This is a genomic window from Nocardia crassostreae (assembly GCF_001613405.1).
GTDB lineage: Bacteria > Actinomycetota > Actinomycetes > Mycobacteriales > Mycobacteriaceae > Nocardia > Nocardia crassostreae.
Genome location: NZ_BDCH01000010.1, coordinates 130,297 through 147,522 on the forward strand (window position 1 = coordinate 130,297; position 17,226 = coordinate 147,522).

The following is a 17,226-nucleotide window of genomic DNA, read 5'->3' on the forward strand; positions in this document are numbered from 1 at the left end:
CTACGGGCGAGGGCCGTCCACCTGCGGGTGGGCGGCCCTCGCCGTTGTCAATCACCCTCCGGCGGTTCGGCTTCGGGGTGCGCGGCGACGGCGGTGAACAGCTCGACGGTGCGGCGGGCGGCCGGATTGCGGGCCAGGGCCGCGCGGACGGCGATGCCGACGAAGCGGATGGGAGTCGGATCGGTGAGGGGACGGGTCACGACTCCGGCGGGCAGATCCACCGCCGCGAGCCGGGGTACCACCGTGATTCCAATGCCGGTGGCCACCATGGGCAGCGCGGTGCGGTAGTCCGGGGTCTGGACTTGGAAGCGGGGCGTGAAGCCCGCCTGGGTGCAGGCGTCGAGCAGGATGCGGCGGCACGGGCCGTCGGTCGGTTCATTGTCGATCCAGGCCCGGTCGGCCAGCTCGGCGACGCGAATGCCGGAGCGTTCGGCGAGCGGATCGTCGGATCGGACGGCCGCCACATAGGGATCGGCCGCCAGGCGCTGGGTCCGGATGCCGGGCGGCGGTGCGGAGTCGCGGTTCTCGATGAAGATCTCGACGTCGTGCGGTCCGGTGTCGAACTCGGTGAGGCGCAATTCCAGTCGGAGATCCGGGAATTCGGTGCGCAGGGCCTCCACGATGGGCGGTAGCCAGGTGCCGCCGACGGAGGCCACATAGCCGATCGACAGGCTGCCGACCCGGCCCGCGCGCAGATCGGCGACGACGCCGTCGAGGCGGCACAGTTCGTCGAAGAGGCGGGCCGATTCGGCGGCGAGGGCGCGACCCGCGGCGGTGGGCGTGAGGCCGCGGCCCGCCCGTTCGACCAATTGCAGGCCGGTCTGGCGTTGCAGGGCGGCCAATTGCTGACTCGCCGCCGAGGGCGTGTAGCCGAGGGCGGAGGCGCTCGCCCGCAGGGAACCGGTGGCGATCACGGTGCGCAACAGCTGGAGCCGGGTGAGGTCGAGCATCTCCGAATAGTACAGCTGTGCTTAACGGATGTGCATGATTGTTCGCTTGTGCTGTCCGTTGATCGCGCTGACGATAACTGCGTGACGCATGCAGACCCCACGGCCGCACCCGCGGCGCCCGAACCGGTAGCCGATCCGAATTCCGCTCGCCTCGAACCGGTGCGCCGCACCTCGCTACTCGCGAGGGCGGATACCCGCAGCGCGGTGGCCGCGCTCATCGCGGTCGTGCTGTGGGCCTCGGCCTTCGTCGCCATTCGCGATGCCGGACCGCATATCGCGCCCGCGCCCATGGCCCTGCTGCGACTCGCCGTCGCCGCGGTGGCGCTCACCGTTCCGGTGCTGGCGAGCGGCAATATGCTGCGCCGCATTCCGCGCTCACCGCGGGTGCTGGCGCTGGTGGCGACCTACGCGATCCTGTGGCTCGCCGGGTACACGGTCGCGCTCAAATACCACCGAACTGCATGTCGATGCCGGAACCGCGGCGCTGCTGGTGAATCTCGCACCGCTGCTGGTCGCCTTCGGCGCGGCGACGCTGTTCGGGGAGCGGCTGACCCGGGCCTTGCTGATCGGCGCGGCGGTCTCGCTGTCCGGCGTCGGCATCATTGCCGTGGCCGGTGGCGGCGGGGAGCGCGATGGCCTGGGCGTGCTGCTGTGCATAGTCGCGGCCGTGCTCTACGCGGCCGGGGTGCTGGTGCAGAAACCCGCACTGCGCCATGTGGATCCGCTCACCGCCATCTGGCTCGGCTGTGTGATCGGCACGGTGGTGCTGCTGCCGTGGGCGCCGCAGCTGATCACCGAGCTCGGCGCGGCGCCCGCCCGGGTCGTCGCCGACGGCGTCTACCTCGGATTGTTCCCCACCGCACTGGGTTTCACGGCGTGGTCGTACGCCCTGCGCCGCACCGACGCCGGGCGGCTGACCGCCAGCACCTATGCGGTGCCGGCGATCTCGATCCTGCTGTCGTGGATCCTGCTGGGCGAGATACCCACCGCCCTGGGGCTGCTCGGCGGAGCGGTCTGCCTGATCGGCGTCGCCATCTCCCGCCGCGTCAGGAGCCCAAGGGCATGAGCAGGGACTTCTGCTCGCAGTAGGCGTCCAGGCCCTCGGGGCCGTTCTCGCGGCCGATGCCGGAGGTCTTGTAGCCGCCGAAGGGTGCGCAGGGGTCGAAGGCGTACCAGTTGATGGCGTAGGTGCCGGTGCGGATCCGGGCGGCGACTTCGGCGCCGTGCTCGATATCGGTGGTCCAGGCCGAGCCGGCGAGGCCGTAGTCGCTGTCGTTGGCGATCGAGATCGCCTCGGCTTCGGTGTCGTAGGGGAGTACCGAGAGGACCGGGCCGAAGATTTCCTCGCGGGCGATGGTCATGGTGTTTGCGACATCTGCGAAGACCGTGGGCTCGACGTAGTAGCCGGGGAGGTCTGCGGGGCGGTTGCCGCCCTGGACGAGGCGCGCCCCTTCGGATTTGCCCTTGGCGATATAGCCCTCGACGCGTTCGCGCTGGGTGGCGGAGATGAGCGGGCCGAGCTGGGCGGCCGGATCGGTGGGGAGGCCGAGGGGGAAGGCCTTGGTGGATTCGGTGAGGGCCTCGAGGATTTCGTCGTAGCGGGAACGCGGGGCGAGGATGCGGGTTTGGGCCACGCAGGCCTGGCCGCTGTTCATCAGGCCCGCGAAGGCGAGCTTCGGCATATCCGCAATGTCCATATCGGGCAATAGGATCGCGGCCGATTTGCCGCCCAGTTCGAGCGAACAGCGTTTCAGCTGGCTACCGGCCAGGGCGGCGATCTTGCGGCCGACGGCGGTGCTGCCGGTGAAGGTGACCTTGTCGACGGCCGGGTGGGAGACCAGGTATTCGGAGACCTCGGCATCGGCGGGCAGCACCGACAGCACGCCTTCGGGGAGATCGGCTTCGGCGAAGATATCGGCCAGCAGGTTGGCGGCCAGCGGTGTCAGCGGCGCGGGCTTGAGGACCACGGTGCAGCCTGCGAGCAGGGCGGGGGCGAGCTTGTTGACGGCGAGGAAGATCGGGACATTCCAGGCGATGACCGCCGCCACGACGCCGACCGGTTCGCGGGAGACGCGGGTGGTGCCGAACATTCCGGTGCGGGTTTCGGTCCAGGGGAAGGACTTTCCGAGGCCGGTGAAGAAGTCGAGGGTGGCCTTGGCGGGCACGTAGTTGAGGGTGGTGGCGGCCAGGGCGGGCGCGCCCATCTCGGCGGACAGGGCGGCGGTGAGGTTCCCGGCCTTCTGATCGACCAGCTGGGAGACCCGGGCCAGCAGTTCGGCGCGCTCCTCGGGCGGGGTGGTCGGCCAGGGTCCGTGGTCGAAAGCCTGCCGGGCGGCGGCGACCGCGGCGTCGACGTCCGCGCGGGTCACGACGGGGACGCTGCCGACGGTTTCGAGGGTGGCCGGTGAGACGACTGCGAGGGTCTCGGTGCTGGCGGGCGCGGTCCAGCGGCCGCCGATGAACAGACTCTGGTACTCCATGAGAACACGTTACAGTTTTGGCCTTTTCGCCGTCCTCGCATCGGCTCTGATTCCGTCCCGCTCACTGGGATTGTCATGAAATTGGACTTCTCGGTTTGTACCCGCGATACGCGGACACGCGTACTCGAATCACGGATCGTAATTCGGTTTGCCCTTTGGTGACTTATGCTCGGCGTGATTCTGGTTCTACCGCCGTTCTGGCCGGTTGCTTCAAATTAGCTGTTGATATCTGCTGGTTTGATGCGCGAAAGGTAGGCGAATGGCATGACCGATGTGAACATCGACGATTTCGTTCTCCCGGAGTTAACCGGTCCCGCCGCGCTACCTGCCAGCACGCCCATGCACCGGGCTGCGAGCCAGTTGCAGAAGGTATTGCCGCCGGGTTGGCGGGTGGAGGTCGTCGAGGCCACGCCGCGGTTGCCGCGGAACGGTCAGCCGGTACTGCGCTTGGTTGTGCCGGATATGTGAGCGTCATTGGAAGTCGCGGGTGGACAAGCAGTTCCGCAATCCGGTGGTTAACTCCGAGCATCGCAAAATGGACGAAACCCGACCTGCTGGTTCGCTTTTCGCTGAACGCACTATTGCATTCGGCACCCGTAGCGAGCATGCTTTATAGCTACCGTGGATAGCTCGCTCGATACATGAACCGTTACCGCACAGGGAGTCCGAGTCATGGCGGTGCAAGTGGTCGGTCGGTCGCTGATGACCAGTGATCTCACCCCGCATCAGGCGAAAAGCGTTGGCGCCGGCGGCTGGGTGGTGTCATTTCTGCCGGGGCGAACCCTCACCACCGAACAGGCGACCGCCGCACTGCAAGCGGCCGAAGCGGTTGTCACCGTGAACGCGCTGGCCATCCAGGTCGGGCTCACCGCCATGGAAACCGTCGGGCTCGCAACCCAGGAGGCACCCTGGGGCGAACCCGATTGCGATGGCGGACTACGCCGATTCTGGCGCCGCGGAAGGCTGGAGCGCTGAATCCCGTTCGCCCCCGACCGGATTCACCCCATTCGACGTGATGTTTGCTGCCGCCTTCTTGGTGGCGACCACCACGAGATTGCTGACCAGCAACTCGCGCAATCCGGGCACATGCACCATCCACCACGCCCAGTGCGGGTGATAGCGCGGAAATACCGCCAGTACCTCGATATCGTCCGGGGTTTCGCGCGCCCAGCGCAGACCCTCGGCGGCCCGCACCGCGAACAAGGATTTCCCGAAGCGATTCTTCGGTTCCCGGCCATGCTTGCGCCGATAGCGGCGCGCCGCGTACTCCCCGCCCAGGTAATGCCACGGCCCGGTTTCGTGCCCGCCGAACGGGCCCAGCCACACGGTGTACGAGAACACCATCAGCCCGCCCGGTTTGGTGACCCGCAGCATTTCCTCGGCCATGACCCACGGCTGCGGCGCATGCTCGGCCACATTCGACGAAATGCAGACATCCACGGCATTGTCGCGGAACGGCAGCGCCATGCCCGAGCCGCGCACGGCTCCCGCCACCCGCAGCCCCGCCGCGTGCATTTCCGAGGGATCCGGTTCGACCGGCAGATACCGCGCCCCCGACTTCCCGAATTCGTCCGCGAAGTACCCGGGCCCGCCGCCCACGTCCAGCACGATGGTGCCGCGCAGCGAATGCCCGGTCAGGTCCCGGAAGAAGTCGCCGACCAGATCGGCGGTATCGGTCGCCACGCCGCCGTAGAACAGGGCCGGATCGGTCTGCTCGAACCGGAAGCTGCCGAGCAACCGTAGCGACCGGCGCAGCGTCGCCCGGCGGGCGAAACGCGGGCGTCGTACCGCACGGTGTGATCGGGTGTCTTCGGCGCGAAGCATGGCGGCCAGTCTCGCACAGCGACCGCCCGGCGACATCTCCCGCCCGGATTCCCGGCCGCCCCGGGTTCGGCCGGTCGCAACAGGTCAATTGACCACTGAGGGGTCGGATATTGACATCGGGCGATAGGGTGTAGCCCATTGTCCGCAATTCCTGTCAGTGACCCTGGAGATCAACCCGTGCGTGAAGTGCTGCTGCTGTGCTGGCGCGACACCGGGCATCCGCAGGGCGGGGGCAGTGAGCGGTATCTGGAGCAGGTGGGGGCGCAGCTGGCGGCGCGGGGTGTGAAGGTCACGCTGCGGACCGCACGGTATCCCGGAGCCGCCAAGCGGGAACGGGTCGACGGGATCGACATCAGCCGCGGGGGCGGACGGTACACGGTGTACCCGCGGGCGCTGGCCGCCATTGCCCTGGGCCGCCTCGGCGTCGGGCCGCTGGCCGGAATCCGGCCGGACGCGGTGATCGACACCCAGAACGGGATCCCCTTCTTCGCCCGGGCCGCGACGCCCGCGCCCACCGTGGTGCTGGTGCATCACGGGCATCGGGAACAGTGGCCGGTCGCAGGTCGGCTGATCGGCCGGATCGGCTGGTGGATCGAATCCGCGCTGTCGCCGCGGGTGCATCGCGGCAATCAGTATCTGACGGTCTCGCTGCCCTCTGCCGAGGAACTGACCGGGCTCGGCGTCGAAGCCGCGCGCATTGCCGTGGTCCGCAATGGCGCGGAACCCGTGCCCGCGCACCTGCCCGCCGGTGACGACGCCACCCGCACCGCGCACCCCAGCATCGTGGTGCTCTCGCGCCTGGTGCCGCACAAGCAGATCGAGGACGCCATGGCGGCGGTGGCGGGCCTGCGCGATCGCATTCCGGACCTGCACCTGGATGTCATCGGCGACGGCTGGTGGGCCGACAACCTGCGCGCGCACGCCGCCGATCTCGGCATCGCGGGCGCGGTCACCTTCCACGGCCATGTGGACGAGGACCGCAAGCACGAATTGCTGTCCCGCGCATGGGTGCACGTGCTCCCCTCCCGCAAGGAGGGCTGGGGACTGGCCGTCATCGAGGCGGCGCAGCACGGGGTGCCCACCGTCGGCTACCGCAGCTCGCGGGGCCTCACCGATTCCATTGTCGACGGCGTGACGGGCCTGCTCGTCGACGACGCCGACCAACTCGCCACGGCCGTGGGCGATCTCCTCGGCGACTACGAGGCCCGCACCGTGCTGGGTGAGAAGGCGCGCTCGCGGGCCCGCGAATTCTCCTGGGAGCAAACCGGAAACGGCGTGCACCAGGTGCTGTCCGCCGTCGCCCGCGGCGGCCGCGTGGCGGGATTGGTGACCGGCGTTCCGGCGGAACAACTTTCGTAACCGCCCGAAAACGCGGCGGAGCCCTACTACGCTACGTAGTCCCTAATCATGTGGATCATTCCGGTGATCGCCGTGGTGAGCGCCATCGTGATCGCCATCGGATTCTGGCTCGGCTTCCCCGAAGACTGACCGCACCGCCGCGAGCATTCCGGCGATCAGCAGCGCGGCCCAGAGCAGATGCGCCGCACCGGAAATTCGGCGTGCCCCCGGAAATCCGTCCGCCGCGAAGTAGTCGCTCCGCACCCGATACAACTGCACATCCGGGTCGGAATACACCGAAGTCAACTGCGCCAGTGTGGCTTTCGATTCCCCCATCGGCCCGGGCGTACCACCCTCCACCAGCACCCACCCCACCCCGAGTTCCCCGAGCTCCGCGCCGGACCCACCGCGCAGCAGCACCCGCTCCACCTCCCGCGCCCGCGTCCCCTCCCCGGACACCGTGGCCCCGCGCACTGGCAACTCCCCGGTCTGCAATACATCCCGCGGCAACATCCGCGGCGCCGGATCCAACACCGGCGCGGCCCCCGCCCACGAGAACTTCCGGAACATCCCACCCGGCAACACCGCCACATCCCCGGGCCCATCCACCCTCCCCGCCACCCGCTCCCACCCCGCCGGATAATGCACCGGCCGCAACGCCCCACCCACGCCCCACGCCATATCCGGCAGCGCAACCAGCACCAGCACAATGAAACCCGCCGCCACCCCGCCAATTCGAGCCCGACCAGATCCGGCAGCGCCCGACCCAGCACCGTGCTCAGGTGAATCCACCTCCGCGGCCGCGGCATTGCGTGCCCGTGCCGCCGCGATCCACTGCGCCACCGCCAGACACCCCGCCGCCGCGCACAACGCATACGCGGGCACGGCCAACGCCACGAACTTCTGTGTATCCCGCAGCAGCCCCGCCCCCGGCACGGATTGCACCAGGAACTCGCCCATGGCCAGCCCCCACTCCGTTGCCCCGAGGGCGGGCAGCGCGATCGTCACCCCAGCGAGCGACAACAACCTGCGCCGCGCCGACCGCTCGATTCCATTGCCGCCCGGCCGGACAGCGCCGCCCGTGCTTCCGGCAACGGCACGCACGCCGGTGGCGACCAGGCCAAGCAGGACTACGGTGCCGACGAACGCGAAAAACGTTGTGCGCGAATCGGGTACCGCCGTGCTGTTCCAGATGCCGCCCAATCCGGCCAGGCTGCCGAGGGTGCCGAGCCACGGTTCGGCGCGCGCCGCGAAGGCTGCCACACCCGCCGGGTCCGAGGGTGCGGCCCCGCCCCCCGAGAGCGCCGTCGCCACCAGCCATGGCGCGGACGCGACAATCCAGAGCGCCAGCGTGCCAATCAGATTCCGGCGACCGACCAGGAGCAGCGCCACGCAGGCCGCCAGCAGGGAGCCGGTCGGCGTCAGCCCCGCCGCCGCCAGACAGCCGCCGAGCGCCACCCAGGTCAGCGCCCGCGGAGCAGTAGTCGAGGAGGCGAATCTGCCCTTGCTCGAGGATCTCTCGCCACCCGGAGGGGTCGCGCGGGTGCGGCTCTCCGTCCGGTCGGAGCGGGTGGCGCCCCGAAGCCGCGTCGCGAGTACGGCGATCCACGGTAGGGCGGCGTAGCCGGTGAGCAGGCTCCAGTGGCCTTGGAGCAAACGTTCGGCGACGTAGGGGTTCCAGATGGCGACGGTGGCGGCCACCAGTTGCGGTGCCAGGGTGGCGTGCAGCAGTTCGCGGGCCAGGACGGCCGCACCCCAGCCGGACAGCCAGATGGCCGCCAGCAGGATCGCTTTCACGATCAGGCCGCCATCGACAACCGTGGACAGGACGGCGATCATGGCGTCCTGCGGGACAGCGCGCGGAGCGGCGTCTCCCAGGCCGAGCGCCGAGTCCGTCAGGTAGGAACGCGGAGTGCTCACGGCATCGCGGAGCAGCAGGTAGCCCGAGCCCAAGAGCGGGCCGAGCACCAGGAGGGCGAGCAGCAGACTGTAGGCCGCCGGTATCCAGCCGGTTCCGGTGGGCAGCAGGCGGCTTCGCACCGGCTTGGGCTGGTCGCTCACAGGGGCACCCTACGTGCCGTTCGGGCCGAGGCCGGGGACGGGCGAATCGGGTGTGGTGCCGGGGCGGGCGGTGCGCAGGGCGATGGTCGAGATGACGAGGGTGGTGACGGCGGCGGTGGCCGTGGCGATGGTGATGAGGCTCAGGACGGAGTGGGCGCAGGTCAGCATGACGGTGACGCCCACGGCCAGGCCGATCCAGGTGATGGCGGCGGGGGCGGTGCGGTCGGCGGCGATCGCGGAGAGGAGGGCTCCTTGGAGCACTGCGAGCAGGGCGCCCTGCAGAGCGAAGAGCCACAGGTAGCCCTGCACGGGGGCGTAGTCCTGGTCGGCGAAAAGTGGTGCGAGCGGGGCCGCCACGGCCGCGCCGAGGACGCCGAGGGCTCCGACGCCGACCAGTACGGCCAGGGCTGAACGCATGGCGCGCGCGGAGTGCTGGGGCTGGGCCATCTTCGGATAGAGCACCACCCCGACCGCCTGCGGCAGCCAGAACGCGATCTTGGCCGCAATGGCCCCGAGCGCGTATCGCCCGGCTTCGTCCTCGCTCAGCACGATGCGCGATACCAGCAGATCCGCGGATGACAGCGCCATCAATGCCGCCTGCACCTGCGCCGCCCGGAATACCGGCAGCACGCTCACATTCGCGGCTGCCTCGGCTGACAGGGTGGGCGTGGATTTCTCGTCCGCGCTTCGCGGATCCGGTTGCACGCCGCCCACTGTTCCGGTGAGATCGGCGCTGGTGGAATCGAGTGGGGGCTCGGAAACCGTACCGGCGGCGCGGGAATCGCCTCGCGCGGATGTCGTATCCGCCGCACGGCGGGCGGCCGCGGCGGCGATCGCGATACCGGCCGCCGCCGCCCAGAGCGCGGCAGCGGTGCCACCGCCCGCTGCCAGCACGATCAGCGCGGGGGTGACGCGCGCGATCCCGGCCCCGCCGAGGACCATGGCCAGTTCGCGGAAGCGGCTGCGGCCCTGGAGGACACCTTGTTCACCCGAGAGCAGGACCAGCACCGGCGCGGCGCAGAGTGCGGCGGCCGATGCGGCGAGACCGACGTTCAGGACCGCGCTCACGACCGGAACCAGCACCAGCGCGAGGATCGCGACCAGTCCGGCGCAGCGCAGCGCCAGGCCGCGGGCGGCGGCAATGGGCGCGCCGCGCACTATCTCGCGCGCCACGACGTTCTGGAGGGCCAGGGCGGGGACCGCGCACAGCAGTTGGACGGCCAGCAGGCTGGCGAAGGGGCTGTATCCGGTGACGCCCAGCCAGCGGCTGGCCAGCAGTTGCAGCAGGTAGCCCGCGATATTCGCCGTCATCGCGCCTGCCGTCACCAAGGTCAGGTCCGCGACTACGGGCAGACGGCGTACAACGGACACGGTGCAATGCTCCCACCTGGTAGCGGCATGACGTCGAGAAGGGCCGCCTCCGGAAAAGAAGTCCGGAAACGAAGAACGGCCCCGCACCGGTCGAGTGCGGGGCCGCTCGGTCAGGTCAGCGGATCAGGGTTTCTTGTCCGTATTGATCTGCTGGGTCTTGCTGATGTCGATCTGCTCGGTGGGTGCGTCGGCGAAGTTGCCGCGCGCCGGGGCGGGACCGCCCGCGGGAGCCACGCGACGGACCGGGGCCGGTCCATTTCCGGAGCCGCCCAGGAAGCCCAGGACGGCACCGGCGATCAGCGCGATGGCGCCGAGAATGCCGAGCACGATCGGCATGGTGCGGCCGTAGAGCGACAGCTTGTCGATGTTCTCCTTGGCCACGGCGATCTGCGACTCGATGGTGTTCTCGTCGAAGACGATGGTGCCCTTGAGCGCGGTCACCTCGGGCTTCTCACCATTGCGGGCGTAGTACAGGTGCAGCTGCTCGCCGCCCTTGATCACGGTGCCGGTCTCCGGCTCCACCCACAGGTCGCGGGTGTTGGTGTAGAACCGGGTCATGGTGATGGGGGTGTCCCCGCCTTCCACGCCCCACTTGGCGGCGGTGAGGCCGCTGATCTTGTTGGTGGGTGCGTTGGCGACGGTGGAGAGATCGGTGACCGGGATGGTCTGCTGGAAGTGGTAGACCTTCATGCTGTTGATCTCGGTCTCTTCGACGAAGTTGATGTCGAAGGTCTTGCGGGCGTTGAGATCGAAGTAGGGGTAGGTCTTCTTCTCGGTGCCGATGGGGAAGCGGTACTGCAGGCCGACGTGCTGGACCGGATCCATGACCGACTGGCCCTGCTTGTCCACGGTCACGGCAATGGCGCCATTGGGGCCGCCGTCGACCTCGTCGACCGGCTCGCCGGTCTTGCGGTCCACGGTGACGCGGTCGATGGTGGCGGTGAGCAGGCCGGTATCGCCCTGCTTATCGGTGCGGCGCAGGGTCTGACCGGCCTGGATGGTCAGCTCCTGAGCATTCGCCGGGTCTTCGACGGTGACGAAGCGCTGCGAGACCAAGGGGACATTGGTGTCCACCTTCGCCGAACCCTCCACCGAAGTCAGGGACTTGGAGTCCAGCACTTCGCTGGCGCTCCCGGGGGCGTTGGTCGCGACGGTCGTGATCTCCAGGTCCAGTGGGGTCTTCGCGAGACGGCTCACCGTATAGGTGGGGATCATGATCGCGGCGACGAGCAGCATCGCACCCAGCCCCACGAGCAGGCAGGCCACCGTCCTTCTGGTGCCGGCACTCAGTGCCATGCAGTTTCTCCTCGTCATCCGAACAGGTCGTTCTTGTGAGCGCCGCGGTCGCCGCGCAGCGCTCGTGAGCCCCGACACTAACAGCCCGGGCGTGGTATGCGTCTCCCCGAGGCAGGAAAACCTGGCGAAACGCGCCTAAGTCAAACACAGGGTGCTCACAAGCGGAGGCCACAAGGCAAACTGAACCCCTATGACTTCGACGCCGCACCCCGATGCGACCGTGCCCACCCGGGCCCCGGTGCGCCGCCTGGGCAGCTTCGTCCCGGCGTTGGAGGGCATGCGCGCGCTGGCCGCACTCGGTGTCGTGCTCACCCACGTCGCCTTCCAGACCGGCGCGACCGCGCATCCGGTGCTGGGCCGGGTGTGGGAGCGATTCGATATGGCGGTCGCGGTGTTCTTCGCGCTGTCGGGCTTCCTGTTGTGGCGGCCGCACGCCAAGGCCGCGCGCGGACTCGGGACCGCGCCGAAGGCCGGGCGGTATCTGCTGCATCGCGCGGCGCGCATCCTGCCCGCCTACTGGGCGGTGGTGTTCGCGGTGCTGATTCTGTTGCCGAATGCCGCGCACACGGCCGGGCTGCGGGTGTGGCTGGCGAATCTCGGTCTGCTGCAGGTGTTCGTGCCGTACACGCTGACCGATGGGCTCACCCAGATGTGGAGCCTGTCGGTGGAAGTCCCCTTCTATCTGGTGCTTCCGCTGCTGGCCTTCGGACTGGTGTGGCTGCGCGGGGACCGCGCGCGCTGGCGGGTGCCCGCGGTGCTGGCGCTGGGATTGCTGTGCCTGGGCTGGAACCTGCTGCCGGTGCCGACGCCGGAGGGCACCAATGCCGACAATTGGCTGCCCGGCTATCTGCCGTGGTTCGCGGGCGGCATGCTGCTGGCCGAACTCGCGGATCAGGATGCACCGCACTGGCGGCGGATCGCGGGCAATCGCTGGATCATGTGGCCCCTGGCGTTGACGGCCATGTTGCTGGCCACCACCGATCTGGCCGGGCCGCCCGGGCTGACGCACGGGCAGCCCTGGCAGTACGTCGGCAAGATGGCGCTCGGCGTGCTCATCGGTTTCGGCCTGCTGGCTCCGCTGGTGCTGCGCCCGGGGGTCTCGCACCGCTGGCTGGAGAGCCGCGTCATGGCGGCGCTCGGCCGGTGGTCCTACGGCATCTTCATCTGGCACCTGGCGGTGCTGTCCATCGTGTTCCCGGTCTTCGGCATCATCCCGTTCCGGGGCAATTTCGTGCTGGTCTACGTCCTGACCGTGATCTTCACGCTGCCGCTGGCGGCCGCCAGTTACGCGCTCATCGAGGAGCCGGTGCGGGTCTGGACCCGTCGCCGCTTCGGCTGAACGAGAATCAATCCCGTTTCGACGGCAGGGACGCGAGTCCTACGGCGACGATGGCCGCCAGCGCCGGGACCTGCACCCAGAGCGAACCGCCCATATACCCCTCGGGTGAGCGCCACGGTCCGGTGGAGAGTGCGGCCATCGACATCGCCGTTCCCGCACCGGCGATCCCGACCAGGATGCGTGACCAGCCCCGCGGCCGGAATCGGTCGGCGACGAGTCCCAGTGCGGTGAGCCCGATTCCGACCGGACCGGCGATCAACCCGGCCGCGGCCGCCAGCCCGGCCGCGCCCGCCGTTCGGCTATGCCACGTGCGCGGCGCGGGGCCCTCGTCGCGCACCGGTGCGCGCGCACCCCGGAAGGCCAGCACCGCAAGGGGAATCAGCAGCAGCAAGCCGCCGAAGATGGCCAGCCGGTACCAGCGGTCCGCCGGGAACGAGACCGTGACCGGACCTTCGGTACCGGGCGGCAGGACCCACGCCTGCTGCCAGCCGTCGATCACCACGGGTTCGAGGGTCCGGCCGTCCGAGGTCTGCGCTTCCCACCCGACATTGGTGCTCAGCGGCACCACCAGCAACTGCGTGCCGGGGGCGGCGCGCACGCCCGGGGCGGATGGCCCGGAATTCGCCGGAGCCGCCGACGAGGCCGCTGCGTCGTTCAGCCGGAGCTCGTCGACGGTGAAAAGCTCACCGGGCGCGACGGTCACGTCGACACGACCCGTCGGCAGGTCGACAGCCGCGGCACCGCCGTCGGTCGTACCCGGGCTGTCGCCGATCGCACCGGAACCGTCGCCGGTCGTACTCGCGCTGGATTCGTCGCCGGTCGTACCCGCGCCGTTCACGGTGGGCTCGGTGGCATCGTCCACCGCGCAGACCCGCGCGGGGAGCGGTGCGCCGGAACGCAATTCGGCTGCCGTCGCGGTGATCGTGGTGTGCAGGATCTTTCCCGCCGCCGCGATGGTGGGTCCGTTCGCGCAGTCGATGGTGATGAGCCGGTCGGCGGGGGCGGGCGCGGGGTAGTCCGGGCCGAGGACCTGGACCTCGGCAATGCCGGGCGGCTGTTCCTGGGCGAAACCCAGTGCGGTGCGGTCGAGTACGCCGTCCCAGGTCTGAATGCTGAGCTCGATGCGGTCGGTGACGCGGGGGTGCAGTTCGATGCGGGTCGCGACGCCCGCGGCCGGATCGGCCTCGCGCACCTGCGGTCCGTCGCCCAGATTGATCGAGTACGACGTCGGGTGGGCGGGCAGGTCACCCAGCGAGGGCGTGAGTTCGAGGCCGGTCACCAGCGCCGGTTCGGGCAGTTCGATGGTCAGGGTGGGTTTGGCCCCGGCCGGATTGCGAACCGTGGTCTCGGGTGCGGTCCAGGTGGTGCGCGGATCGCCGTCGGTGGCGGCCAGCGCCGAGCCGCGCGGATCGGCCACATCGGCCTGTCCCACGGCGACGGGGCGGTCCCGATCGGCGAGCAACTGTTCCAGCGCCGGTCCGGGCCGGGCGCGCATGAGGAGATCCGGTGTGACCGTGATGGGCCGGGGCACCTGGAGGGTGCGTTCGAACAGCCCGGGCTCCTCGGCGGCGAGTGCGAGGGCTTTACTGCATCGCACCCGGTCCGGGGAGTCGAAACAGGCGCTGCGGCCGGGGAATTCCTGTCCGAGCGCCCAGCCGTTCACCTGCGCTCCGGCCGGGGTGGGCGGCAGCACGGTGCGATGGCGAATGTCCACCCGCACTGGGTTGTCGCGGTCGGCGTAGTCGAACAGACTCAATTCGCTGATGCCGAATTGCCCGCCGCGACTGCCGTTCTCGGTGCGCTTGGCGGTGATCTTGATCCAGTCCGTGGCGCCCGGCGGCAGCGAGATCGACACCGGCGCAACGGGTTCGGTGACCCGCGAGGCCACGGTCCCCTTGGCCGTCTCGATCTCCAGCCACTTCACCGGTGAGCCGATGGCGGCGGCGCTGGTGGTCAGCCGCAGCGCCGCGGAACTCGCCGGTTTGTCGAGATCGAGCCGAAGCCATTGCCCCACCGCGTATTCGGTGCCATTGCTGATCCACGCCGTGGCCGGATCGCCGTCCACGACCGCGGCGGTGGAACTGCTCGGCGCGGCCCCGCCCAGCTGGGTGGCGTCCCCGGCGGCGCTGGAAACGCTGAGCGTGGCTCCCGACCATTCGCCTTCGACCAGCGGTGCGCCGGGCACCGGATAGTCGGGCACCAGATTGTGGGTGCGCCGCGCCTCCCCGGGAGCGCGCAGGGCCGAACTGTGGTTGTCCACCCGCCCGAAGTCGGATTCCCGATCCATGGGCGTATCCGTGACCGTGAGCCCCTCGATCGGCAGTCCGGTCGCCGCGGCATCGGTGGCGAGCAGGGCGGGACCACCGGGCGTCGCCGGATCGCGCCGCAGCCGTTCCAGCACTTCCGGACCGCCCTGCACCACCGGCACGCCGTCGAGCGGCACCGTGTACGCCCCGGGGAACGAGCCGGGCGCACCGGTTCCGCTGCGCACTTCGGCGGGCATCCCGGGAGTCCGGGTATCCACCCGGTAGATCTCGATGGCCGGATAGGCGGGCCGCAGATCCTCGTCGGCGGTCAGCCCCTCGACCCGCCCGCTCTCGACCGGATCCCCGAATTCGGTCACCTTGGTCAGTCCGGGCGAGCCCTCGATGGCGCGATGCGCCAGCATGGGCCGCGTGGACCGCGAGGTCTCCGGGTCGAGATCATTGCGCAGCACCAGGATTCCGATGCCCTGATCGGCCAGCGTCGCCGCCAGCCCGGCCGACGGCCGCCCGTCGGCTATGAGCCGCTGTACCGAATCCATGGCCCGGATCGCCCCGGGCGGATTGAGCGGCACCGCATCCCGCACCGCCCACGGCGTCGTGGCCAGCGCCTGTATCGGCTCGTCGCGCGTCAATCCCCACACCTGACTGCCGAACGGCGCGCCCGGCACGATCAGCGCGCGCGTATCGGATGCGTTGTCCGCCAGCCATTGCGCGGTCCGATGCCAGTAGTCGGGCACCTTGTCGTAATCCCCGCGCGGCGCGAGCTTCCCGGTCCAGGCCAGCGAGGTGGACAGCGCCAGCGCCGTCAGAATCAGCGCGCCGACCGCCACCATGCGATCCCGCTCCGGATGCGCGAACGCCCTGCGCCACTCCGGCATCGACACCGACGCTGGCAGCGGCACCCGGCCGAGCAGCTGCGCCAGCCCCAGCACCAGCGGCAACCGGATGAGCGGCTCGAGCTTGTGCACATTCCGCAGCGGTGCGCCCCCCGAGTCGAGGAATACCCGCACCTGCTCCGCGAACGGTCCGCCCAGTTCGCCGACATACCCGGCGCAGATCCCGACCAGCCCGACGCACAGCACCAGCGTGAGCCGCCCCCGGCTCGGCATGGATCGCATGGCCAGCCCGGCCATACCGGCCGCCGCCAGCATGCCGGTAGCCAGTACGGCGGCGGGCTGGGTCACCAGCACCGCGCCCGCGATCCGCTCCGGCGAGACGAACGGTGTCCAGCTGTCGGTGCCGCGCAGCACCTCCCCGAGCGAGGCCCACTGCGTGGTCACCCCCGACGATTCGATGAAATCCAGGAACGGCGGACTCACCTTGCCCAGCAACAGCAATGGCACGACCCACCAGAACGTGGCCAGCACCAGCAGCGGAATCCAGGCCCGGGTGAATCGCCACCAGCGTCGATTCGGGCGATAGGACATCCAGAACAATGCGGCGGGCAGGAATGCGGCGGCAGTCGCGACCGCGTTCACCGATCCCATGAGCGCCAGCGCCAGCGCACTGCCCGCCGGGGTCGCGGCGCCCATACGGCGTTTCCGCAGCGTCGTTCCGAGCGCGGCGGGAGCGAGCAGCACCCACGGCGCGAGCATCATCGGCAGGGTTTCGGAGGAGATGGAGCCGAGCGTGGTGAGCACGCGGGGGGACAGGGCGAAGGCGACCGCGGCGATGACCCGCGATCCGCGGCTGCCGATCCCCAGTGTCTCGGCCAGCCGGACGATCCCCCAGAATCCGGCGAGCAGCAGCAATACCCACCAGATGCGCTGGGTCACCCAGGCGGGCAGTCCGAGGAGGTTACCCAGGGAGAAGAACGCCCCGTGCGGAAAGAAGTACCCGTACGCCTGGTTCTGCACCTGGCCCATGGGTGCCTGACTGCTCCACAGATGGGAGGCGCGCTCGAGGAAGCCGAGCGGATTCTGCGCCAGATCGTATTTGGTATCGGCGACAGTGCGGCCGGGCGCCTGCAGAAAGGTCAGCAGGAAGGCGGCGACAACGGTGCCGAGCAGCCAGCGGCGGCCCAGCGGTGCGGTAGACGGCGACCGGTCCTCGGCCGGACCGGTCGGCGCGGGTGGAACGGAGGTCAGCCGGTTGTCAGCGGGCGCCGTACTCAACGTTGTTGAGCAGCGACGAGGACGCGTCGCCACTGCGGTCGACATCGGGACGCTTGTCCTGCGACGCAGCCATCGTGATGACCAGCACCGCGGCCAGGCCGAGGAGGGCTCCGCCGGCAGCGCTCGCTACACCAGGAACGGCAAACTTCATCGCGGTACTCCCATACATCGACGCATGCGTAACTCGAG

Annotated in this window: 13 protein-coding genes; 5 read left to right on the forward strand and 8 right to left on the reverse strand. The window is 69.7% G+C overall.

The window, feature by feature from the left end:
- Positions 1 to 47 precede the first annotated feature (47 nt).
- The gene (locus NC4_RS05380; protein WP_067533093.1) at positions 48 to 950 is read right to left on the reverse strand and encodes a LysR family transcriptional regulator; all 903 of its coding nucleotides are present in this window, start codon (positions 948 to 950) and stop codon (positions 48 to 50) included.
- 490 nt (positions 951 to 1,440) lie between these two features.
- Here NC4_RS05380 and NC4_RS42190 point away from each other — a divergent pair, with 490 nt between their 5' ends.
- Positions 1,441 to 2,016 (forward strand): DMT family transporter, encoded by a 576-nt coding sequence (locus tag NC4_RS42190; RefSeq protein WP_245721501.1) that lies wholly within the window; start codon positions 1,441 to 1,443, stop codon positions 2,014 to 2,016.
- Here the strand turns inward: NC4_RS42190 and NC4_RS05390 are convergent.
- Positions 1,997 to 3,430, reverse strand: coding sequence for an aldehyde dehydrogenase (locus NC4_RS05390; protein ID WP_067533096.1), 1,434 nt, complete (start codon positions 3,428 to 3,430; stop codon positions 1,997 to 1,999). The genes NC4_RS42190 and NC4_RS05390 overlap by 20 nt on opposite strands.
- 264 nt (positions 3,431 to 3,694) lie before the next feature.
- On the opposite strand from NC4_RS05390, the gene NC4_RS05395 reads away from it, so the two are divergent.
- Positions 3,695 to 3,898, forward strand: a complete 204-nt coding sequence (locus NC4_RS05395; protein WP_067533099.1) for a hypothetical protein — start codon at positions 3,695 to 3,697, stop codon at positions 3,896 to 3,898.
- Positions 3,899 to 4,102: 204 nt separating this feature from the next.
- Positions 4,103 to 4,405, forward strand: a complete 303-nt coding sequence (locus NC4_RS05400) for a hypothetical protein (protein WP_067533102.1) — start codon at positions 4,103 to 4,105, stop codon at positions 4,403 to 4,405.
- On the opposite strand, the gene NC4_RS05405 is transcribed toward NC4_RS05400, so the two are convergent.
- Positions 4,367 to 5,254, reverse strand: a complete 888-nt coding sequence (locus NC4_RS05405; RefSeq protein WP_084528521.1) for a class I SAM-dependent methyltransferase — start codon at positions 5,252 to 5,254, stop codon at positions 4,367 to 4,369. The genes NC4_RS05400 and NC4_RS05405 overlap by 39 nt on opposite strands.
- A 177-nt stretch (positions 5,255 to 5,431) precedes the next feature.
- Here NC4_RS05405 and NC4_RS05410 point away from each other — a divergent pair, with 177 nt between their 5' ends.
- Entirely contained in the window at positions 5,432 to 6,613 is a 1,182-nt protein-coding gene (locus NC4_RS05410; protein WP_067533105.1) for a glycosyltransferase family 4 protein, read from the forward strand.
- A gap of 42 nt (positions 6,614 to 6,655) precedes the next feature.
- Here the strand turns inward: NC4_RS05410 and NC4_RS05415 are convergent, their stop codons facing one another.
- The 3 genes from NC4_RS05415 to pgfA form a co-directional block, all read right to left on the reverse strand.
- The gene (locus tag NC4_RS05415) at positions 6,656 to 8,653 is read right to left on the reverse strand and encodes an MmpA family trehalose lipid delivery protein (protein ID WP_439957483.1); all 1,998 of its coding nucleotides are present in this window, start codon (positions 8,651 to 8,653) and stop codon (positions 6,656 to 6,658) included.
- A 9-nt stretch (positions 8,654 to 8,662) separates the two neighbouring features.
- The gene (locus NC4_RS05420; protein ID WP_245721502.1) at positions 8,663 to 10,024 is read right to left on the reverse strand and encodes a polysaccharide biosynthesis protein; all 1,362 of its coding nucleotides are present in this window, start codon (positions 10,022 to 10,024) and stop codon (positions 8,663 to 8,665) included.
- A 123-nt stretch (positions 10,025 to 10,147) separates the two neighbouring features.
- The gene (gene pgfA / locus NC4_RS05425; protein ID WP_067533111.1) at positions 10,148 to 11,320 is read right to left on the reverse strand and encodes a cell envelope lipid trafficking protein PgfA; all 1,173 of its coding nucleotides are present in this window, start codon (positions 11,318 to 11,320) and stop codon (positions 10,148 to 10,150) included.
- Between the two features lie 190 nt (positions 11,321 to 11,510).
- On the opposite strand from pgfA, the gene NC4_RS05430 reads away from it, so the two are divergent.
- The gene (locus tag NC4_RS05430; RefSeq protein ID WP_067533114.1) at positions 11,511 to 12,659 is read left to right on the forward strand and encodes an acyltransferase family protein; all 1,149 of its coding nucleotides are present in this window, start codon (positions 11,511 to 11,513) and stop codon (positions 12,657 to 12,659) included.
- Positions 12,660 to 12,666: 7 nt separating this feature from the next.
- On the opposite strand, the gene NC4_RS05435 is transcribed toward NC4_RS05430, so the two are convergent.
- Positions 12,667 to 17,037, reverse strand: a complete 4,371-nt coding sequence (locus NC4_RS05435) for an alpha-(1->3)-arabinofuranosyltransferase (protein WP_439957484.1) — start codon at positions 17,035 to 17,037, stop codon at positions 12,667 to 12,669.
- Positions 17,018 to 17,188 carry a DUF2613 domain-containing protein gene (locus NC4_RS38695; protein WP_084528554.1) on the reverse strand — a complete coding sequence of 57 codons (171 nt, stop codon included), beginning with the start codon at positions 17,186 to 17,188 and terminating at the stop codon, positions 17,018 to 17,020. The genes NC4_RS05435 and NC4_RS38695 overlap by 20 nt, the downstream gene beginning before the upstream one ends.
- Between the last annotated feature and the right edge of the window lie 38 nt (positions 17,189 to 17,226).